Genomic DNA, 19,611 nt, shown 5'->3' on the forward strand with positions numbered 1-19,611 from the left:
TGCTGCGCCTTACCCGCGGAGAGAGGTTCGCCTCTCTGCCGCCCCCAGCGGGCGTTGGGGGAGAGCCCTCCCTCACGCCTTACACGACGGCGGGCAGGTGCACACCTCCCGTCGTCTTTTTTTGCTACGACGCCTATTGACCCGGGCGGCTCCTGGACGCCGGGCTGGGCGCCCCCTCACACATAAGTTGGACCGCTTCCATCCGCCAGGCCTAGAACGGGCTGAACGCGACCAGCGTCACGTATTCGGCGTCGAACCGGTAACCGAGACGCTCGTAGGCAGCGGGATTCGCGGGAGTCGTGACGTGCACGATCTCGGTCGCGCCGGCGGCCAGTAGCGAGCGGGTGACGGCGGCCACCAGGGCGGTCGCGTAGCCGTGTCCCCGGTGCTCGGTCGGGGTGTAAATCAGGTCGAGGCGTACCGCCGAGCCGAACCGGGGCCCGTGACCGACCACCGCCACCACGCGGCCATCGGTCTCCCAGAGGTACAGGTCACCAGAAGCGAGTCGGCCGGAAACGGCGCCGAGCGTGCCGTGCCCCCGGGTGACGGCCTCGTACCAGCGGTCCAGCAGGTCGTGGTCCGTCGGCGCCGCGGGCCGCGCGAAGCCGTCCGGCGCCGCACAGGCCCGAAGCGTCTCCAGCCGATGCAGCCGCAATCTGTGGCCAACGGGCCGCCCAGGACATACCGACGCGAACGCCTCGACAAGGTCGTTACGGCCCTCCCATGCATGGGGTGGGCCGTCCAGGTGCCCTGGCAGCGCGGCAGCGGCCTCCAACGGCATGTCGCCAAGGAGCAAAGGGCCGAAGGACGGGCGGACGAACGCGCCGCCGACCGTCCCCTCGGGACCCGTCCACCACCCGAACAGCGCCGGTGTCCGCCCACCACCAGAGCGACGGAAGGCGGACAACGCGGAGAATCCGTCACCCCTTCATGATCTCGCGCAGAACCGGGCACGCCGTCAACCCCCGCGAACGACCACGCCCTGGGGGCGAGGCGCCTCTCAAAAGACGACCAAGGCTAAGCACGTCCGAGACCAGGGCTCCTTCAGCCGGCGGCCGCATAGGAGAACGGCCGGGGTGTGCCGCCTCCGTGTTCCCAGAGATTCATGAGGCGGGGATTGGACGTATCGCGGGCGTATCGAAAACCGCATACGCCACCGCAACCCCCTTCCGTCTTAGGTGAAGCCATGGGCCGCAGGGGTCCATGCCGAGGGCACGATGCCCGGACGAACGCGATCGCGGAAGAGGAGAAGCCGTGGCTGGTGACGGGAATTGGGACCGGCGTTCGCTGTTGCGGGGCGCGGCCGTGGTGGCCGGTGCCGCCGCGACGACACCGCTGCTGGGCAAGGCGACCAGAGCGCACGCCGACGGCAGTGACGCGGACGCGTTGTTCAGGGCGGGAAAGTTCGATGAGGCCGCCCGGGCATATGAGGAGATCCTGAAGAAAGACCCCTCGAACCTGCACGCGGCGCGCCAGCGCGGCTATGTGGGGCTACTGGCCAACAGGTTCCCCGACGCGGAGAAGTACCTCACGATGGCCCTGAGACTGGCACCCGACGACAAGCAAACCAACCAGCTCCTAGGCGACTGCTACATCAGGCAGGACAAGTTCTCCCTCGCCGCACCCCGTTGGCAGGTGGGCGGTGAGGAAGGGTATGCCAAATGGTTCGCGGCAATCAGCGGCGAGACCTACCAGATTCACGGCGACATCGGCCGTGTGCCATGGCGGCAGCAGGACCCTGCACCACTGGTAGAGGCCTCGGTCAACGGCGGACCGCCGAAGAAGTTCTCGTTCTACACAGGCGCCCCGAACCTGAGCTTGACCGCGTCGGTGGCCAAGGAAGCCGGGCTGAACCCCGTGTACGCGGAAAAGACCGACTTCGAGGGCACCGCCATCTGGGTTTACTACGGGGTCCTCGACTCCTTCAAGCTGGGCGGCATCGAACTGCGCAACGTCCCGGTGGGCTGGTCGGCGACGGAGTCGGGCGCAGATGTCAGCACCGACAACGACGGCCTGATCGGCACGTGGTTCTTCTACCACCTGCTGACCACCTTCGACTACGCGGGCCAGTCGCTGATCCTGCGCCGTCCGACCCCAGAAGCGATCAGCAAAGTACGCGCCGACGCCGCACGGGCGGGCACCAAGCCACTGCCGCTGTGGCTGTCCCGTGACCACGATCTCAGCAGCACGGGCAGCATCGCCGGCTCCGGTCCGCGGGTCATGGGCGTGAACTTCGGCGGCATCGGCGAGATCGCCGCGGGCATGCCCGGCGAGGTCGCCAAGCGGTTGGGGGTCCGCACGGACTACGACCGTCCGATCGAGACTTTCGCCCACAGCCACCCGACCATCACCTATCCCTGCTACCCCAGGGAGATCCGCCTCGGCGACGCCGTCGCCAACGACATCTACTGCGAGGCGGACCCGAACATGCCGGTCAACGTCCCCTGGCCCTACGGCTCAGGGATCGACGGGATAGGCCACTTCGCCCACAGCTTCTGGAAGCCCTACAACATCACCCTCGACTTCACCAACATGAACCTCTACATCGCCCGCGGCAAAGCCGCCTGAACACCCCAGGCCCCCGACCAGGCAGTACGGTTCCAACTCGCCCATCGCGACAAGTAGGGCAACCCCGAGCGCGGATGTCTCCCTCTAACTCGGCAAATCCTTCGAGCCACCACTTCCCGCTCGGCTCGATGTGAGGAGGTGAGCAACAGGTGACCCTCTCGAGGAACCCACAGTCGGTTTCGAAGGGCCACGCTGGGCGGCTTGCCGACTAAGCGCCTTTGAGCCGTTGCAGCCGGTCGCTACCGTTCCTGGTGGGCGGTGGCGTGCCCCCGGCAGGTAATCAACGGGTTCCAGTGGAAGATCCGGACCGGCGCAGACGGGAGCTGGGACCGGCTCCCGGCGCACGTCCAGGTGCACGACGACGCGATCGTGCGCGCCCACCAGCACGCCGCCGGCGCCCGTCATCCTCGACAGACCGAGATCGGGCGAGTCCCGCGCCCTCCCCGCATGCAACCCGTATGAACTGTCAGTCGGTGTTGCCGAGGACGTTGCGGGCTTGGACACGAAACTCACTGACTGCTTGGTAGAGCCGCCGCTCTCGTGCTGAGGCGATAGCGGAATGTTCCGCTCTCTCGCTGGCGTCTCCCGCGTGGGCATCCTTCACCATGCGCTGCATGACCTCGGAGAGGCCGCTGGACTCCACCCTCCCGCCGTTTCCAGCGGTGCAAGCACGACTCCGCGATGCCCAGCGCCGCGGCCACGTCCCGCACCGATCGTCCCGACTCCAGCAGATCCAGGGCACGCCGACGAAACTCTGGCGGGTAAGGCTTGGGCACGAAAACGATCTCCTTCGCAAGATCGCCGAACCCTACCTCTCTCAACATCCGCGCCCGTCAAACGGGGGCAACATCAAGCTGTCCATGCTACCGGGGGAACGTCATGACGTTCAACAACGCCATGGAGTACGCCTGTGAGCGGCGCGTCATCCCGGTCAACCCGCTGACCTTGGTGCGGTGGACTCGGCCTCGCGTGGCGCAGACGCTTGACCTTCGGGTGGTCGCCAATCCCGACCAGGCGCGGCGGCTGCTCGACGCCGTCCGGGCGCAGGGCAAACGCGGTGAGCGCGTGGTGGCCTTCTTCGGCGTCATGTACTACGCCGCGCTGCGGCCTGAGGAAGCGGTGGACCTGCGGCGGGATCACCTCGTGAGCCTGCCGGATGACGGGTGGGGCGAGATGCGGCTGACGCATGCCGAACCGCGGAGCGGCTCGCGGTGGACCGACAGCGGGAAGCCGCGGGACCGGCAGCCTCTCAAGCATCGGGCGCCCGGCGAGACTCGGACCGTGCCGATCCACCCGGAGTTGGTCATGCTGCTGCGCCATCACGTCAAGGCGTTCAACATCCCGGCCGGTGGCCGGCTGTTCGTCGGGCCGCGCGGCGGGATCATGACTGACCGGACGTACCTCGGGGCCTGGCGCAAGGCAAGGGCGGCGGCCCTGAGCGAGCGTGAGGCCGCCTCACCGCTCGCTGAGACCCCGTACGCCCTGCGGCACGCGGCGGTGTCGACCTGGCTCGGGGGCGGGGCGCCTCCGGCGCAAGTGGCCGAGTGGGCGGGGCATAGCGTCGCCGTCCTGCTGCGCGTGTACGCCAAGTGCGTGGCCGGACAGGAGGAGGACGCCAAGCGCCGAATCAGTGAAGTGACCAGGCCAAAGCGCCCTTAGGAAGAGACTTGCACGACATGGAAGGGCGGGGCGGATCGTTGTGATCCGTCCCGCCCTCGACTGGCGTCCCGGCGCCGTCAGTGACGCTGGGAGTAGTTCATCGGCCAGGACCGAGCCGGGAGTCCCGGTCGGGCCAGTGACCGTACCCTCGTGCTCCGACGAACAGGTAGCCGGAGACCGAGGTGTCGCTCAGCGGGCCATTCCCGCCGATGCCGGTCTTCGTGAGATCCCCGTCGACCGTTTCCATCAGCCGGTGGAAACTCTCCAGCGCGGTCTCCTTGGAGCTGGAGAGACGGACCACCGCCGCGAGCTCGGAAGCGACCGGCAGGTAGATGGTCTTGCTCAAGACTGCCGGCTCGACCTTGTCGATCGCGAAGGTCAACATGGTCTTCTCGATCGCCATGGACTGGGGATCGGCTTCGGAACTGCCGGGACAGCCGGGTGCCTGGAGGCGATGGACGTCGACCCAGATGACGGCGTAGACGTCTTCCGACTCCCTCTGGGATTCCAGGTCCCGCGTCAGGGCATCGGTGCCGGGCAGGTTCGCCAGCATCTTCGCGTCCTGCGCGCAGACCTCGGCGTAGGTCGGCGGCCGGCCGTCGGTCTCTCCGAGACCGCAGCCGCTCGCGAGCAGTGCCAGCAGCGCCAGGAGCAGCGCGATGGCCCCGCGTCGTTTGGTAGACACGTTGGGTCCTCCGAGTTTTCTTTGTGGACCGCTCTTCCTGGCGGTCGTTCTCAGAGGACCGTCGCTGGTCGGCGCCGATCGGCAATGCGCCGCCCGAGCGGCTTGCCGGTCAGAGCGGGAGTGCTGACAGTGGATACATGTCTACGCCCGTGCAGCTCCTCGACCTCATCGTCATCGGCGACATGCGGTGACGGTGCCGGTCTAACCGGCCGCCGGGCTCGGTCTGAGCGGCGCTTAGAACTTCGGCACGTATTCGGCACAGGCAGCCGTAGAGGCCCGTTAACGATCAGAGACAGCCGGACAAGACGAGAACAGCCCCTGACCGGGTTACGCCTGGTCAGGGGCTGTTTCTGCTGGTGTGGCGGGTGCAGGGTTCGAACCTGCGTAGGCTAAGCCGACGGATTTACAGCCCGTCATGGATCTTGGCGGCTCCGCCGCGTTGACCTGCACAGACTTCCGGTGTGCTCCCTCGCAACCGCGAACAGAATCCGCGTATTTTCCGGATCTTGCTCTACCGGTCGGTTGACCGTCTGAGCGCATCTTTATCAGTTCGATCACGGCCAAGGCAGTTGGCACGCTGCATCGTGATGTCCTCAGGTTGAGGGTTGATCATGTTAGGTGGTGCTCGCTGGTGTTGCTGTCACGGTTGCTGTCATCGCTTCCGGGCGCTGTCCCCGCCCGCCATCGCGCTTGGGAAAGGCTGTCACATGCCCCGTACGACCGATACCCCGCTGACTCGGCTGCGTGCATACGCCGCGAACCTCGATGAGGGCTACGAAGACATCGATGACCTGGTCGAACTACTTGATGCCCACGCGGAGGAGCATGATCTGACCGTTTCCCCGACCGAACTCCACACGATCGCCGCCTCAACCCTGATCGAAGCAAAGACCGAATTCCTCCTGCTCCTGGGGTACTCCGGCCATGACGAGCCCATCAGCCCCGAGGACATCGTCGACCAGATGGTGGAGATGGTGGAAGACGCCGGGGTCGAGTACAGCCAGGACGCCATCGAGGACACCGTCGATGCGTTGTGGAACGCACAAGTCGAGGAACAGCGGAAGTGGCCGGAGGTCACGGATAACGACCTGCTGGAGCGGGCCTTCACCCGGCTCTGGCGAACTGGAATCGTGGCCGAGGAGAACTTCACCTGCTGCCAGTCATGCGGCGTGACCGAGATCGGTGGTCAGATTCCCGAGGGTTCCGTCATGGACGGATACACCTTCTTCCATGAGCAGGACACCGAAAGCGTGCTGTTCGACGACGAACTTCTCCTCTCGTACGGCACATTCGGTCCGGAATCAGAGCCGCAGAAGGCTGTCGAGGTCGGCGAGCGTGTGGTGGCGGCACTTAAGACCGAGGGACTCCGCGTCGAATGGGACGGCTCGCCCGCGGCCCGCATCACCGTGTTCATGAAGTGGCGCAAGCGCCTGGTCGGCTGAGTGGCCAGAGTGGTGCGACATGCACCACCCCCCGCCTGAGCTTCCCGTCTGCCGTCGTCCCGCGCTCCGCGCTGCCGGGCCTGGGCCAGGGGGCCAAGGTGGAGCGCCCGACTGGACGAACGACCTTGGCCCCCTGGCCCTGGTCTGGTAGATCTCCGATCGGGACGGCGGCAGACGGAAGCTCAGGCATCCCCCGACCACCGACGACCCGTCACGGGCGCGGGATGGGCTTCCCAGAGTCAGAGGCCCCCGCCGGAGGCGATTGAGCCTCAACGGGTGCAAGGACTTGGCGGCGGCGCGGTCCCCGCGGCGACCGGTCAGGGAAAGGCCGGCGGGCGTGGGCAGGATGTGCGGCCCGGCGCGGCCGTCTGGAGACCGGCGCCCACGCCGCACGCTCCGGGCGGCCAGCCGCCGGGCCGCACAGCGGCCCGAGCGCCGCCGCCCCTTGACGCGCTCTCGCTTCGGCTGGACGGCAAACCGGCGGCGGCTGCGACGGTGGCGCGTAAGCGGGCGGTTCTCTACAACGCCTTCGAGTACGCGGTAGAGCTGGAGGAGTTCGACCGGAACCCGATCGACAAGGTCAGATGGACTCCGCCTAAGATCGCCGAAGAGGTGGACTGGCGCGTCGTGATCGGGCCTCGGCTCATGCGGGAGTGCCTGACGGCGGTCACCTACGTGGGCAAGCGGGGGCGGGGCCGGCGGCTGCGTGCGCTGTTCGCGTGCATGTACTTCGCGGCGCTTCGTCCGGCTGAGGCGGTGGCGCTGCTCAAAGGTGATTGCCATCTTCCGGCAACCGGCTGGGGTCGTCTGGTCCTGACTCGCTCGCTGCCTGAAACGGGGGCGCGCTGGACGGACAGCGGGAGGACTCACGAACAGCGCGGGCTCAAGCTCCGTCCGGCGGCCGAGGTTCGGACGGTTCCGATCCCTCCGGTCCTGGTGGAGATCCTCCGGGAGCACATCGCCGAGTTTGGGACGGCTGACGATGGGCGGGTTTTCCAGACTGAGCTGGGCGGGGTCGTCGGCTCTACCGCCTACGGCGATGTGTGGGCCGCGACTCGGGCTCTGGCCCTGACCCCGGAACAGGTCGCCTCTCCCCTGGCGCGGCGGCCGTACGACCTGCGCCACGCGGGGGTGTCGCTCTGGCTCAACTCCGGTGTTCCGGCAACCGAGGTCGCCGAACGCGCTGGGCACAGCGTCAAGGTTCTGTTGCAGGTCTACGCCAAGTGCATCCTCGGCCAGCACGACCGTGCGAACCAGCGAATCGACGATGCTCTCGATGACTGATCCCGCCTACGCTGTCGGGGCTCCGGTTCATTCCGGGGCCCCTTCGTCGTTCCTGGGCCGACCTGCGGGAACGCGCTCGGACTCATTCCGCGTATATTCCGGGACCAGTGACGTACGGCTGCATCTGGTGGCGTCTGCCTGCATGCGGGGGGATCTTGGAACGCGAACAGCCTCCGACCGTTTGCACTGGTCAGAGGCTGTTTCGCTTGGTGTGGCGGGTGCAGGGTTCGAACCTGCGTAGGCTAAGCCGACGGATTTACAGTCCGCTCCCATTGGCCACTCGGGCAACCCGCCGTGGGGTGTTTCGCTGGAAAGGATAGCGGACCATCGGGGTGGGTGTGACATCGAGGCGGGGCGTGCGGGGGGTGGGGAGTCGATACGCTCTGTAGATCGTGATGCTGCTGCTGAGGGGATGTGTGGGCGATGGCCGACTCGTCGTTTGACATCGTGTCGAAGCTCGACCGGCAGGAGGTCGACAACGCGTTGAACCAGGCCGCCAAGGAGGTGGCGAACCGGTTCGACTTCCGGAACGTGGACGCGGGGATCAAGTGGTCCGGGGAGTCGATCGAGATCCAGGCGAACACCGAGGAGCGGGCGAACGCCGTGCTGGACGTGCTGAAGGACAAGCTCGTCAAGCGGGGGATCTCGCTGAAGGCGATCGACGCGGGTGAGCCGAAGCTGTCGGGCAAGGTGTACAAGCTGGGCGTGGGCCTGAAGGAGGGCATCGCCCAGGAGGACGCCAAGAAGATCGGCAAGATCATCCGGGATGAGGGCCCCAAGGGTGTGAAGGCCCAGGTCCAGGGTGAGGAGCTGCGGGTCAGCTCGAAGAAGAAGGACGACCTCCAGCAGGTCATCACCCTGTTGAAGGGCAAGGACCTCGACGTCGCGCTGCAGTTCGTCAACTACCGGTAGGACGAGGGGAGCGCGCCGGCCCCATCCCCCGCAGAAGTGGCCGGCGCGCTCTTGTTGGGTATGACGCGGCGGCGTCCGGAGTGGTTCGGTCGAATTCAGCGGCGGCCGGCCATGCGCTCCAGGCGGGCGATGCGGTCGGCGGTCGGCGGGTGGGTGGAGAAGAGCTTGCCGATGCCGGCGCCCTGGAACGGGTTGGCGATCATCAGGGAGCTGGTGGTGGCGAGCTCGGGGTCCTGCGGCAGCGGCAGCGCGCGGGTCCCGGCGTCGATCTTGCGGAGGGCGGAGGCCAGCGCGAGGGGGTCGCCGGTGAGGCGGGCGCCGGCGGCGTCGGCGGAGTACTCGCGGGTCCGGCTGATGGCCATCTGGACGACGGCGGCGGCGACCGGGCCGAGGATCAGCATCAGGAGGGCGCCGAGGATGCCGGGGCCGTCGTCGTCCTCGGACCGTCCGATCGGCAGGAAGATCGCCAGGTGGGACAGGTAGGTGATGACGGTGGCGATGGCGGCGGCGACGGACGAGATGAGGATGTCGCGGCTGTAGACGTGGGACAGCTCGTGGCCGAGGACGGCGCGCAGTTCCCTCTCGTCCAGCATCTGGAGGATGCCGCGGGTGCAGCAGACGGCGGCGTTGCGCGGGTTGCGGCCGGTCGCGAAGGCGTTGGGCTGGCGGGTCTCGGACACGTACAGGCGCGGCATGGGCTGGCGGGCCGAGGTCGCCAGTTCCCGGACGAGCCGGTACAGCACGGGCGCCTCGACCTCGCCGACCGGGTGGGCGCGCATCGAGCGGAGCGCGATGCGGTCGCTGAAGAAGTACGCGACGCCGTTGGTTCCGAGGGCGATGACCAGCGCGATCGCCAGGCCGGTGCCGCCGCCGAACGTCCAGCCGGCGGCGAGCACCAATGCCGACAGCGCAGCGATCAGTGCTGCCGTCTTGACGCCGTTGAACCGCACCTGCATTGCCTCCCCGTCGACCCCGGCATGAACATCAACGGTTTGACCTGGGGGAACGTTCCCAAACGTTTCCCCGGTTACGTGGCGTTCCCGACCGTCTGCAGGACGATCTGGGGCGCGACCGACAGGACGACCGCGCCGGCCGTCGCCGCGGTGATGGCGGCGCGGACGCCGAGGCCGGGGGCCGCGTCGTAGTCCTCGCTGGTGGCGGAGGGGGTGAAGAGGCGGACCGCCCATGCGAGGTAGTAGTACAGCCCGATCACCGTGTTGACCGCCATGACGACGGCGAGCCAGGTGACGCCGCCGGCGAGGGTGGCGCGGAACACGACGACCTTCGCGAACAGCCCCATGACGCCGGGGGGCAGGCCTGCGAGGCAGATGAGGAAGAAGGCGAGGGCGGTGGCGACGGCGGGGCTGCGGCGGGCGAGGCCGCGGTAGTCGTCGAGGGTGTCCCAGCGTCCGGGGGCGGTGCCGCGGCGGTGGAAGCCGATCACGACGGCGAACGCGCCGATGTTCATGACGGCGTAGAGGGCGACGTAGGCGGTGGTGGCGGCGACGGCCTCGGGGAGGCGGCGGGAGCCGACGGCGAGGGGCGCGAGCATGTAGCCGGACTGGGCGACCGACGACCAGGCCAGCAGGCGGATCGCGGTCCGCTGGCGGAGCGCGGCGAGGTTCCCGAGGGTCATGGTGAGCGCGGCCAGGACGGCGACGACGGGGCCCCACACGTGCCCGTAGGCGGGCAGGCCGAGGGCGAGGACGATCGCGAGCCCGGCGAACCCGGCGGCCTTGGAGACGACGGCGAGGAACGCGGCGACGGGCAGCGGGGAGCCCTGGTAGACGTCCGGGGCCCAGAAGTGGAACGGGACGGCGGCGACCTTGAACGCGAACCCGGCGAGGACGAGCACGGAGCCCAGTGCGGCGACGGGGTCGAGGGCGGCGGGGAGCCGGGCGAGGGCGGGCGCGATGCGGTCCAGGTGCATGGCGCCGGTCGCGCCGTACACGAGGCTGATGCCGAAGAGCATGACCGCGGTGGAGACGACGGAGACGAGGAACAGCTTCAGCGCGGCCTCGGAGGACGTCCCGTCGTAGCGGCGCAGCGCGGCGAGGGCGAACACCGGGAGGGAGAGGGTCTCCAGCGCGACGACCAGGAGGATGAGGTCGCGGGCCGCGACCAGGGTGAGGGCACCGATGACGGCGGCGAGCAGCAGGAAGTGGTACTCCCCCACCGGGATCTTCGAGTCGGTGATCTCCTGGAGGGACAGCAGCACGACGATGACGGCGGCGCCGAGGATGATGCCCTGGAACAGCAGGGTGAAGTCGTCCGCGACGTAGGAGCAGGAGGCGGGGCCGCCGGAGCGCAGGCCGTCCGGCAGGCAGAAGGTGGCGCGGCGGTCCCCGGCGGCGAGCGCGATCACGGCGGCGAGCGCGGTGGCCAGGGAGCCGCCCGACAGCAGGGACAGGACGCGGCGGGGCGCGTCGAAGGCGTCGGCGAGCAGCAGCACGATCGCGGCGACGGCGAGGATGAGCGGCGGCGCGACCGCCGCGTAGTCGATGTCCTGGATCATCAGCCGCCTCCGAGCAGCGCGCGGACCGGGCCCGTGGTCACGTCCAGCAGGGTCTTCGGCCAGAGGCCGACCAGCAGCGTCAGCGCGATCAGCGGCGCCCAGGCGGCGTACTCCTGGAGGGAGACCGGCGCGACCGGGCCGCGGGGGACGGCGACGCCGTCGGACGGCCCGTGGGTGAGCCGGGCGAGCATCCGCAGGAAGTAGGCGGCGGTCAGGACGGTGCCGAGCGCGGCGACGGCCATGAACGTCACGAACGTCTCGCGGGGCAGGTCGGCGTGCGGGCGGTACGCGCCGATGAGGGCGAGCACCTCGCCCCAGAACCCGGCGAGGCCGGGGAGCCCGAGGGACGCGACGGACGCGAAGGTCAGGATGGAGGCCAGCCGCGGGGACGTGCCGAGCATGCCGCCGCCGATGGCGTTCATGTCGGCGGTGCCCCAGCGTTCCTTGACCGACCCGGCGAGGAAGAACAGCAGGCCGGTGATGAGGCCGTGCGCGATGTTGCCGAAGAGGGCGGCGTTGACGCCGACCGGGGTGAGGGTGGCGATGCCGAGGAGGACGAACCCCATGTGCCCGACGGACGAGTAGGCGATCATCCGTTTGAGGTCGCGCTGGGCGAGGCAGGCGAGCGCGCCGTAGACGATGCCGATGACGGCGAGGAGGCCGAGCCACGGCGCCCAGACTTGCGCGCCGCCGGGGGCGAGCGGGAGCGCGACGCGGACGAGGCCGTAGGTGCCCATCTTCAGCAGCACCCCGGCCAGCAGGACGGACCCGACCGTGGGGGCCTCGGTGTGCGCGTCCGGCAGCCAGGTGTGCAGCGGCCACATCGGTGCCTTGACCGCGAACCCGATGCCCATCAGGGCGAACGCCGTGACCTGGAGTCCGTGCGACAGGCCGGATCCGTGCCGGGCGGCCAGGTCGGTCATGTCGAGCGTGCCGGCCTCGACGCCGACGAGCAGCATCCCGGCGAGCAGGAGCCCGGAGCCGAGGAGCGTGTAGAGGATGAACTTGGTGGCGGCGGCGCGGCGTCCCGTCCCGCCCCACAGCATGATCACCACGTACATGGGGACCAGGACGGTCTCGAAGAACACGAAGAACAGGACGAGGTCGAGTGCGGTGAAGGTGCCGAGCATCCCGACCTCCAGGACGAGCAGCAGCGCGGTCAGCAGCCGGATCCGGCCGCCTTCCGGCGGGTGCCGCAGCGTGTAGAGGAAGCACAGGAACGTCAGCAGGGCGGTCAGCACGACGAGCGGCAGGGAGATGCCGTCGACGCCGAGGTGGAAGCGCAGGCCGATGGCGGGCGCCCAGGGCCGGTCGACCTCCAACTGCATGCGGGACGTGTCGGCGAAGTCGAACGCGGTCAGCGCCGAGAGCGCGACGAGGAGGGTCGCGGCGGACACCGCCGTCCCGAACGCGCGGACGGCGAACCCGGTGCGCAGGAACCGGTTCGCCGGGACGAGCATCGCCAGCGCCCCGAGCAGCGGGATCGCCATCATCAGCACGAAGATCACTGGAAGATCACCACCGCGGCCGCGATGGCGGCGACTCCGGCGAGCAGGCCGGTGAGGTAGGTCTGCGGGTTTCCGTTCTGGACGAATCTGACCAGGCCGCCGAGCCGCCGGGCGCCCCGTCCGGTGCCGATGACGGCGGCGTCCACGCCGCGCTGGTCGAACTGGACGACGTGACGCGCCAGGGTCTGGACGGGTCGGACGATGACCGCCGCATAGAGCTCGTCCACGAAGAAGGCCCGCGCGAAGACGGTACGGACGGGGCCGAGCGCGCGCGCGGGATCCAAGGCCGGATCGCGGTTCCACACCAGGAAGGCCCCGCCCGCGCCCACCGCGAGCAGTAGGACGCTGAGCAGCGAGGCTCCGAGTTGGGGCCGCAGCTCCGTAGCCCCGAGACCGAAGAATCCGAGGATCGCGGCGGGGACGGCCAGCGCCGCCACGGTCCACGGCATGACGCGCCCCGGATCGCGGACTTCGTAGGTTCCGCGATGCTCACCGAAGAACGTCATCAACCACGCACGCATCGCGTAGGCGGCCGTCAGGACGACCGTGACGAGCAATCCGAGATAGACCAGCCACGCGATCCCGCCCGATGTGACCTCGCCGCCATGCAGGGCGGCGTGTTGGGCGGCCTCGATGACGGCGTCCTTGCTGAACCATCCGCTGAACGGCGGGACGCCCGCGAGGGCGGCGAAACCCACGGTCATCGACCAGAACGTGAGGGGCATGCCGCGCCGCAGGCCTCCGTAGTGGGCGAGCATGTTCGACCCTGCGGTCACGATGACGCATCCGGCGGCGAGGAACAGCAGCGCCTTGAACGCCGCGTGCGTGAGCAGGTGGAAGACCGCGGCCGACTTCGCGCCCACCGCGAGACCGGCGGCCATGACGGCGAGCTGGCTGATCGTGGAGTACGCCAGGACGCGTTTCAGGTCGTCCTGGGCGAGGGCCGCGCACGCCGAGCCGACCATGGAGACCACCGCGAGGACGCCCAGGACGGCGAGCGCGGTCGGCGCCGCGAGGAACACCCCGTCCAGGCGCGCCACGACGTAGATCCCCGCCGCGACCATCGTCGCCGCGTGGATGAGGGCGCTGATCGGCGTGGGGCCCGCCATGGCGTCCGGGAGCCAGGTGTGCAGCGGGAACTGGGCGCTCTTGCCCGCGACCCCGGCGAGCAGCAGCAGCGCGGCCGCCGTCGCCGTCGACTGGGGGAGGTCGCCGGCCGTCCGGACGATCCGGTCGATCTGGAACGTCCCGGCGCCCGCGCCGAGCACGATCACGCCGATGAGGAAGCCGACGTCGCCGAGCCGCGTGACGAGGAACGCCTTGACCGCCGCCCGCGAGTTGGCCCGCTCCTCCCAGTGGTGCCCGATCAGGAAGTACGAGCAGATGCCCATGACCTCCCAGCCGGCATACAGGACGAGCAGGTCGCCGGAGTAGACGACCAGCAGCATCGCGGACGTGAACAGCGAGATGAACGCGGCGTAGGAGGAGTACCGGCGGTCGGCGGACATGTACGCGACCGAGAACACCTGGACGGCGAGCGCCACGCAGCAGACCATGAGGCCGACCACCGCGGCCAGGCCGTCCACCTGGAGCCCGACCCTGATCGGCACCGACCCGGTCTCGACGAGGGTGAGCGCGCCGGTGCGCTCGCCGGGGTCGCGCCAGACGGCGAACGCGACGACCGCCGACAGGACGAGCGACACCGCGACCGGCGCGCACGCGATCAGCGCGGGGCCGTTGCGCAGCGGCGACCCCGCGGGGGCGCCGCGCAGGACCCGGGTCAGGGACGGGCCGAACAGCATGCCGGCGAAGGCGGCGAGGAACGGCGGCAGCGCGACGAGGGACGCGAGCCAGATCACGGCGCCGCCTCCTCGTGGGCGGGCGCCGGTTCGGGAGCGGCGTCCCCTCCCGCGGATGCGCGTCCGGCCGGGCGGGGGGCCGCGACCTCGATGCCCTCGGTGTCCTTCGCGTCCTCGGAGAGGGCGCGGAGGCGGTCGACGTCGATCATCTGCCGGTTGCGGAACACCAGCAGCACGATCGCGAGGCCGAGCCCGATCTCCGCCGCGGCGATCACGATGGTGAACAGCGTGAGGACCTGGCCGCCGTGCAGGCGGTCCCGGTACCAGACGTCGAACGTGACGAGGTTGAGGTTCACCGCGTTCAGCATCAGCTCGACCGACATCAGGACGAGGATCGCGTTGCGGCGCGCCAGCACCCCGTACACGCCGACGGAGAACAGCAGGGCGGCGACGACCGTCGGGTAGGCGAGATGCATCAGCCGCCGGCCTTCCCGCCGGGCTTCGCGCCCGGCTTCCCGGCGGCCCCGCGGTCCGGCTCCGCCTCGGCGGCCGGCCGGGCCCGGATGTCGGACCGCGACAGGACGATCGCGCCGACCAGCGACGCCAGCAGCAGCACCGACAGGATCTCGAACGGCAGCACCCACGTCCGGAACACGGCGCCGCCGAGCTCCTCCGCCGACCCGCCGCCCGCGCGCAGCGGCATCCGCGCGCCGCCGAACCCCATGACCATCACGGTGACCAGGACGGCGGCCGTCGCTGCGGCGACGGCCAGCGCGGCCCACCGGTTCCCGGAGTCGAGGTCGGCGGACTCCCCGATCGGCGCCCGCGTCAGCATGACCCCGAACAGCAGCAGCACCACGACGGCGCCGACGTAGATGAGGACCTGCACCCAGGCCACGAACTCCGCGGTGAGGACGAGGTAGCCGCCCGCGAGCGCGCCGAACGACACCACCAGCCACAGCGCCGCGTGGACGAGCTGCCGCGTCGTGACCACGAGGACCGCGGAGCCGACCGCCACCACGCCGAGCAGCGTGAACACGATCTCCTGGCCGCTCATCCGCGCTCCCCCGGCCCCGGGGGCGGGCCCGTGCGGGGAGACCGGGCGGCCCGCGCGGCGGCCTTCTCCGCCGCGGCCACCTCCTTCGGAGGCTCGGCGGACGGGTCGTGCGCCTGCGGCGGCGGGACGGTCCACATCCACTCCCGCAGCCGCTCCTTCTCGTGCGTCAGCTCGGCGATGTCGTACTCGGCGTACTCGAACTCCGGCGACCAGAACAGCGCGTCGAACGGGCACACCTCGATGCAGATGCCGCAGTACATGCACAGCGCGAAGTCGATCGCGAACCGGTCGAGGACGTTGCGGGTCCGGGGCCGCCCGCCGCCTTCGGCCGGGAGGGTCTCCTTGTGCGAATCGATGTAGATGCACCAGTCGGGACACTCTCGGGCGCACAGCATGCACACCGTGCAGTTCTCCTCGAACAGCGCGATGACGCCCCTGCTGCGCGGCGGCAGGTCCGGTTGAACTTCGGGGTACTGGCGCGTTATGGACCGCCGCGTCATCGTCCGCAACGTGACCGCCAGCCCCTTGGCCAGCCCGCCTCCTGGTAGCCGTCCCACCGCCCCATGATTGCGCACGTTCGGCGCGGGGGGAACGCGGCGGGTTCGGCGTTCGTCCAACGAGGTATAGGTCGGGTGCTAGAGCGCAGGCTTGCGGCCGGGGAGGGCATGTGGGTCATCACGCGGAGCGCCCCTATGGTCCCGAGCCCGAGCCCCGCTCCCGGCCGGCGTCCGACCAGCCCGATCTTCCTCACCGGCCCCCGCCGGGGCCCGCGCGGCCCCCGCGCACGTCGCCCGGATGGCGCCCTCCGTATCCGGGTCCGCCCGTGGCCCCGCAGCCGCCCATGCCGTCGCCCATTCCGGCGCCCACCCCGGAGACGGCCCGCGGCATCGTGTGGGCTTTCGTGCCCTTCGTCACCCTCGGCTTCGGGACCCCGGCCTCGTTCCTGTACGCGGCCGCCCGGCGGCGGTCCATGGGACTCGGGGGCACCGCGGCCGGCTACGGCGCCGGCACGGCGGCCGTGCTGATGATGCTCCAGTCCGGCGACCCGTTCTTCCTCGTCATCGGCTCGTTCATGATGCTCCTGCTGTGGATCGCCGGGACGGGGCACGCGTTCGCCGTCCGGTCGTCGGTGTTCCCCCGCGAGATCCCCCGCAACGTGCTGAACGAGCACGCGATCGAGGTCGCCAAGTACCGGCGGTCGCTGCGCGAGCAGGCCCGCGCGCTCGCCGCCGAGGACCCGGCGCTCGCCCGAGAGCTGCGCATCGGCCGCCCCGACATGCCGCGCGCCTACGACGACGGCGGGCTCGTGGACGTCAACCACGCCCCCCGCGGGATCATCGAGGCCCTGCCCGGCATGACCCCGGAGCTCGCCGACCGCATCGTCCGCCGCCGCGCGCAGACGGGCGGGTTCGTCTCCGCCGAGGAGATGGCCGTCGACGCCGACGTCCCGCCGGACGTCCTCCCCCAGCTCGCCGACTTCACGATCTTCCTCCGCTGACCTCCGGGCGCCGGGGGCGCTCAGAGGGCGACCCTGAGGACGCCGGTCAGCGCGAGCTGGGCCAGCGACAGCGGGACGAGCCACGCCCAGGCGAGCTTCTGCAGCTGGTCCTCGCGCATGCGCGGGTAGCTGACCCGCAGCCAGATCACGCAGAACGCCAGCACGGCGACCTTCAGCAGCGTCCAGAGCCAGCCCAGCTCGGTGTTCAGGAACGGGCCCTTCCACCCGCCGAGGAACAGCACGGTCGTCAGCGCGCACAGCACGACGATCCCGGCGTACTCGGCCAGGATGAACAGCGCGAAGCGCAGCCCGCCGTACTCCGTGTACGGGCCGAAGATGATCTCCGAGTCGGCGACCGGCATGTCGAACGGCGGGCGCCTCAGCTCCGCCAGGCCCGCGACGAAGAAGACCACGCCTCCGACCGCCTGCCACGGCAGCCACCACCAGCGCCACTCCTCCACGACGCCCTGGAGCGACAGCCTCCCCGCCGCCATCGCCACCGACGACGCCGCGAACACCATCGGCAGCTCGTAGGACATCAGCTGCGCCGCGACCCGCATCCCGCCGAGCAGCGAGTACTTGTTCGCGCTCGCCCAGCCCGCCATGATCGCGCCGATCACGCCGACGCCCATCACGGCGAGCGCGAAGAACACCCCGGGGCCGAGGTCGAGCGCGACCTGCCCGCCGGGCCCGACCGGGACCACCAGCAGCACCAGCAGGTACGGGACGATCGCCACGCCCGGCGCCAGCCTGAACACCCACCGGTCGGCGTCGCGCGGGACCACGTCCTCCTTCTGCGCGAACTTGACGCCGTCGGCGACGAGCTGCGCCCAGCCGTGGAAACCGCCCGCGTACATGGGGCCGAGACGGCCCTGCATGTGCGCCATTACCTTGTGCTCGGCCTGCCCCACCAGCAGCGGGAGCACCGCGAACGCGCCCGCGACCAGCACCAGCTTGACCACGACCTCAAGCATTGGGCCCCCAGCCCTCCGGGACCCCGGGCGGACGGACGCGGCGGCGGCTCGGCGCCCCGTGCCCCGACTCGCCCGGTTCCTTCGCGCCCGGCCACGGCTTGGCGACGCGGGCGGCGAGCACGAAGTCCTTGCGCAGCGGGTGGCCCTCGAAACCGTCGGGCAGCAGCAGGGGGACGAGGTTCGGGTGGCCCTCGAAGAGGATGCCGAACATCTCCGCCGTCTCCCGCTCGTGCCACCCGGCGCCCCGGTAGACGCCCGTCGCCGTCGCCAGCACGGGCGCCCGCTTCGTGACGCGCGTGCGGACCAGCAGGTGGTGGCGGCGCTCCAGCGAGTACACGTGGACGACGACCGCGAAGCCGTCCTCCATCTCGTCGACGCCGGTCAGCCAGTCGAAGAAGCCGCAGGCCAGGTCGTCGCGCGCGAAGGTGAGCGCGTCCACCCAGAGCTCGGGCGCCACCCCGACGGCCAGCCCGCCGAAGGTCTCCTCGGTGGTGACCTCGTCGCCGAAGCGCGCCGTCCAGGCGTCCGCGAGCTCCGCACCCGTGGGTCGCGGGCTCATCGGTCGCGTCCGATCTGGTCGTCGTGGTCGTCGTCCACCAGGCCGGGGATGATCGAGGGATCGTGCGACGGGTCCGCGCCCGGATCGTCGTCCTCCACCACCGGAACGGGCGCGGTGACGTACTGGTCCTCGACGAGGTGGACGGGCTGCGTCGTGTCCGTCGGCCCGGCGGGCGGCGTCGTGTCCTCCGGCCGGACGGGCGGCGCCTCGGGCTCCGGTCCGGGCTCGGCCGAAACTTCGACGTCACCCAGGTGCCGGACGGGCTGGGTGACGTCGGTCGGATCGGCGGGCGGCTCCGGCGCGGCCTCGGGGAGATGCCGGACGGGCTGCGTCGTGTCGGTCGGCTTGACGGGCGGCGCCTCACGCTCGGCCGAGACCTCCGCGTCGCCGACGTGCTGGACGGGCAGCGTCTCGTTGTCCGCGGCCTCGGTCTCCGCGGCCTCGGTCTCCGCGGCCTCGTCCTTCGGGGGCTCGGCCTCGTGGCCGTCGTCCTCCAGGCTGTGCCAGTGATCGAAGGTCTCGTGCTGGTCGGACGGGGGCGGCGGCTGGAGCGGGCGGCGCAGGACGGTGGCCGGGAGCGGACGCGGCGCCGGCGGCGGGGCGACGGGCTCACCGCCGCCGTCCCCGCCGTAGCGGTCGCCCAGCGACTCGCCGGCGATCTTCTCCTGGAGGTGGACGATGCCCTGCAGCAGCGCCTCCGGGCGGGGCGGGCAGCCGGGCACGTAGACGTCCACCGGGATGATCTGGTCGACGCCCTTGGTCACGCAGTAGGAGTCCCAGTACGGGCCGCCGCAGTTGGAGCAGGCGCCGAAGGAGATGACGTACTTGGGTTCGGGCATCTGCTCGTAGAGGCGGCGCACCGCGGGGGCCATCTTGTCGCTGACGGTGCCGGAGACGACCATCAGGTCGGCCTGCCGGGGGCCCGGCGCGAACGGGATGACGCCGAGCCGGATGAAGTCGTGCCGGCTCATCGACGTCGCGATGAACTCGATGGCGCAGCAGGCCAGGCCGAAGTTGAAGACCCACAGCGAGTAGCGGCGGCCCCAGTTGAGCACGAACCTGATCGGCTTGGGCGCGAGCCGCGACAGCGGCCCGACGCTCGGCGGAGGAAGATCGATGGTGCCCACGACGCCATTGTTACAGCGCCCGAG

Annotated in this window: 19 protein-coding genes and 1 tRNA gene; 6 read left to right on the forward strand and 14 right to left on the reverse strand. The window is 70.2% G+C overall.

All coding sequences use genetic code 11. From position 1 onward, the window contains the following. Window positions 1-211: 211 nt before the first annotated feature. Complete coding sequence (locus BKA00_RS24365) at window positions 212-781, reverse strand: GNAT family N-acetyltransferase (protein ID WP_185028568.1); 570 nt, start codon at window positions 779-781, stop codon at window positions 212-214. 473 nt (window positions 782-1,254) lie between these two features. On the opposite strand from BKA00_RS24365, the gene BKA00_RS24370 reads away from it, so the two are divergent. Continuing rightward, a complete protein-coding gene (locus BKA00_RS24370) occupies window positions 1,255-2,568 on the forward strand; it encodes a tetratricopeptide repeat protein (protein ID WP_185028570.1) in 1,314 nt (437 codons plus the stop codon). A 509-nt stretch (window positions 2,569-3,077) separates the two neighbouring features. Here the strand turns inward: BKA00_RS24370 and BKA00_RS40875 are convergent. Continuing rightward, entirely contained in the window at window positions 3,078-3,392 is a 315-nt protein-coding gene (locus BKA00_RS40875) for a transposase (protein WP_185028572.1), read from the reverse strand. Between the two features lie 55 nt (window positions 3,393-3,447). Here BKA00_RS40875 and BKA00_RS24385 point away from each other — a divergent pair, with 55 nt between their 5' ends. Further along, window positions 3,448-4,227, forward strand: a complete 780-nt coding sequence (locus BKA00_RS24385) for a tyrosine-type recombinase/integrase (RefSeq protein WP_230299118.1) — start codon at window positions 3,448-3,450, stop codon at window positions 4,225-4,227. Window positions 4,228-4,324: 97 nt separating this feature from the next. On the opposite strand, the gene BKA00_RS24390 is transcribed toward BKA00_RS24385, so the two are convergent. Beyond that, window positions 4,325-4,912 carry a hypothetical protein gene (locus tag BKA00_RS24390; RefSeq protein WP_185028574.1) on the reverse strand — a complete coding sequence of 196 codons (588 nt, stop codon included), beginning with the start codon at window positions 4,910-4,912 and terminating at the stop codon, window positions 4,325-4,327. Window positions 4,913-5,619: 707 nt separating this feature from the next. Between BKA00_RS24390 and BKA00_RS24395 the strand changes: the two genes are divergently transcribed. Beyond that, complete coding sequence (locus BKA00_RS24395; RefSeq protein ID WP_185028576.1) at window positions 5,620-6,354, forward strand: DUF6891 domain-containing protein; 735 nt, start codon at window positions 5,620-5,622, stop codon at window positions 6,352-6,354. A gap of 495 nt (window positions 6,355-6,849) precedes the next feature. Further along, window positions 6,850-7,638 carry a tyrosine-type recombinase/integrase gene (locus tag BKA00_RS24400; protein WP_185028578.1) on the forward strand — a complete coding sequence of 263 codons (789 nt, stop codon included), beginning with the start codon at window positions 6,850-6,852 and terminating at the stop codon, window positions 7,636-7,638. A 212-nt stretch (window positions 7,639-7,850) separates the two neighbouring features. Here BKA00_RS24400 and BKA00_RS24405 read toward each other — a convergent pair. Further along, window positions 7,851-7,932, reverse strand: a tRNA-Tyr gene (locus tag BKA00_RS24405). 129 nt (window positions 7,933-8,061) lie between these two features. On the opposite strand from BKA00_RS24405, the gene BKA00_RS24410 reads away from it, so the two are divergent. Next, window positions 8,062-8,550: a YajQ family cyclic di-GMP-binding protein gene (locus BKA00_RS24410; protein WP_185028580.1), complete on the forward strand. Its 489-nt coding sequence runs from the start codon at window positions 8,062-8,064 to the stop codon at window positions 8,548-8,550. A gap of 95 nt (window positions 8,551-8,645) precedes the next feature. Here the strand turns inward: BKA00_RS24410 and htpX are convergent, their stop codons facing one another. The 7 genes from htpX to BKA00_RS24445 form a co-directional block, all read right to left on the reverse strand. Next, window positions 8,646-9,500, reverse strand: a complete 855-nt coding sequence (htpX, locus tag BKA00_RS24415) for a zinc metalloprotease HtpX (protein ID WP_230299124.1) — start codon at window positions 9,498-9,500, stop codon at window positions 8,646-8,648. 77 nt (window positions 9,501-9,577) lie between these two features. After that, window positions 9,578-11,065, reverse strand: coding sequence for an NADH-quinone oxidoreductase subunit N (locus BKA00_RS24420; protein WP_185028584.1), 1,488 nt, complete (start codon window positions 11,063-11,065; stop codon window positions 9,578-9,580). Further along, on the reverse strand, window positions 11,065-12,573 hold the full coding sequence (locus BKA00_RS24425; RefSeq protein WP_338072153.1) for a complex I subunit 4 family protein: 1,509 nt from the start codon (window positions 12,571-12,573) through the stop codon (window positions 11,065-11,067). The genes BKA00_RS24420 and BKA00_RS24425 overlap by 1 nt, the downstream gene beginning before the upstream one ends. Continuing rightward, complete coding sequence (locus BKA00_RS24430) at window positions 12,570-14,432, reverse strand: NADH-quinone oxidoreductase subunit 5 family protein (protein WP_185028587.1); 1,863 nt, start codon at window positions 14,430-14,432, stop codon at window positions 12,570-12,572. Before BKA00_RS24430 ends, BKA00_RS24425 begins: the two co-directional genes overlap by 4 nt. After that, complete coding sequence (gene nuoK, locus BKA00_RS24435; RefSeq protein WP_185028588.1) at window positions 14,429-14,848, reverse strand: NADH-quinone oxidoreductase subunit NuoK; 420 nt, start codon at window positions 14,846-14,848, stop codon at window positions 14,429-14,431. Before nuoK ends, BKA00_RS24430 begins: the two co-directional genes overlap by 4 nt. Further along, on the reverse strand, window positions 14,848-15,429 hold the full coding sequence (locus BKA00_RS24440; protein ID WP_185028591.1) for an NADH-quinone oxidoreductase subunit J family protein: 582 nt from the start codon (window positions 15,427-15,429) through the stop codon (window positions 14,848-14,850). The genes nuoK and BKA00_RS24440 overlap by 1 nt, the downstream gene beginning before the upstream one ends. After that, the gene (locus BKA00_RS24445) at window positions 15,426-15,986 is read right to left on the reverse strand and encodes a NuoI/complex I 23 kDa subunit family protein (RefSeq protein WP_185028592.1); all 561 of its coding nucleotides are present in this window, start codon (window positions 15,984-15,986) and stop codon (window positions 15,426-15,428) included. The genes BKA00_RS24440 and BKA00_RS24445 overlap by 4 nt, the downstream gene beginning before the upstream one ends. A gap of 344 nt (window positions 15,987-16,330) precedes the next feature. On the opposite strand from BKA00_RS24445, the gene BKA00_RS40560 reads away from it, so the two are divergent. Continuing rightward, window positions 16,331-16,927: a helix-hairpin-helix domain-containing protein gene (locus BKA00_RS40560; RefSeq protein ID WP_185028594.1), complete on the forward strand. Its 597-nt coding sequence runs from the start codon at window positions 16,331-16,333 to the stop codon at window positions 16,925-16,927. A gap of 20 nt (window positions 16,928-16,947) precedes the next feature. Here BKA00_RS40560 and BKA00_RS24455 read toward each other — a convergent pair whose 3' ends face one another. Genes BKA00_RS24455 through BKA00_RS41000 form a run of 3 tightly spaced genes read right to left on the reverse strand, consistent with a single transcriptional unit; the run spans window position 16,948 to window position 19,587 of the window. Then, complete coding sequence (locus BKA00_RS24455) at window positions 16,948-17,901, reverse strand: complex I subunit 1/NuoH family protein (protein WP_185028596.1); 954 nt, start codon at window positions 17,899-17,901, stop codon at window positions 16,948-16,950. Next, window positions 17,894-18,460, reverse strand: coding sequence for an NADH-quinone oxidoreductase subunit C (locus BKA00_RS24460; RefSeq protein ID WP_185028598.1), 567 nt, complete (start codon window positions 18,458-18,460; stop codon window positions 17,894-17,896). Before BKA00_RS24460 ends, BKA00_RS24455 begins: the two co-directional genes overlap by 8 nt. Continuing rightward, window positions 18,457-19,587: an NADH-quinone oxidoreductase subunit B gene (locus tag BKA00_RS41000; RefSeq protein WP_185028600.1), complete on the reverse strand. Its 1,131-nt coding sequence runs from the start codon at window positions 19,585-19,587 to the stop codon at window positions 18,457-18,459. Before BKA00_RS41000 ends, BKA00_RS24460 begins: the two co-directional genes overlap by 4 nt. Window positions 19,588-19,611: the final 24 nt, after the last annotated feature.

This window comes from Actinomadura coerulea, assembly GCF_014208105.1.
In the GTDB taxonomy this organism is placed as follows: domain Bacteria; phylum Actinomycetota; class Actinomycetes; order Streptosporangiales; family Streptosporangiaceae; genus Spirillospora; species Spirillospora coerulea.

What these genes read in the sequence shown, in the direction of transcription:
- BKA00_RS24410 (WP_185028580.1), top strand. Translation starts at nt 8,062, where the DNA reads ATGGCCGACTCGTCGTTTGACATCGTGTCGAAGCTCGACCGGCAGGAG.
- BKA00_RS24385 (WP_230299118.1), top strand. Translation starts at nt 3,448, where the DNA reads ATGACGTTCAACAACGCCATGGAGTACGCCTGTGAGCGGCGCGTCATC.
- BKA00_RS24440 (WP_185028591.1), bottom strand. Translation starts at nt 15,429, where the DNA reads ATGAGCGGCCAGGAGATCGTGTTCACGCTGCTCGGCGTGGTGGCGGTC.
- BKA00_RS24420 (WP_185028584.1), bottom strand. Translation starts at nt 11,065, where the DNA reads ATGATCCAGGACATCGACTACGCGGCGGTCGCGCCGCCGCTCATCCTC.
- BKA00_RS40875 (WP_185028572.1), bottom strand. Translation starts at nt 3,392, where the DNA reads ATGTTGAGAGAGGTAGGGTTCGGCGATCTTGCGAAGGAGATCGTTTTC.
- BKA00_RS24365 (WP_185028568.1), bottom strand. Translation starts at nt 781, where the DNA reads ATGCCGTTGGAGGCCGCTGCCGCGCTGCCAGGGCACCTGGACGGCCCA.
- BKA00_RS24455 (WP_185028596.1), bottom strand. Translation starts at nt 17,901, where the DNA reads ATGCTTGAGGTCGTGGTCAAGCTGGTGCTGGTCGCGGGCGCGTTCGCG.
- BKA00_RS24395 (WP_185028576.1), top strand. Translation starts at nt 5,620, where the DNA reads ATGCCCCGTACGACCGATACCCCGCTGACTCGGCTGCGTGCATACGCC.
- BKA00_RS24460 (WP_185028598.1), bottom strand. Translation starts at nt 18,460, where the DNA reads ATGAGCCCGCGACCCACGGGTGCGGAGCTCGCGGACGCCTGGACGGCG.
- nuoK (WP_185028588.1), bottom strand. Translation starts at nt 14,848, where the DNA reads ATGCATCTCGCCTACCCGACGGTCGTCGCCGCCCTGCTGTTCTCCGTC.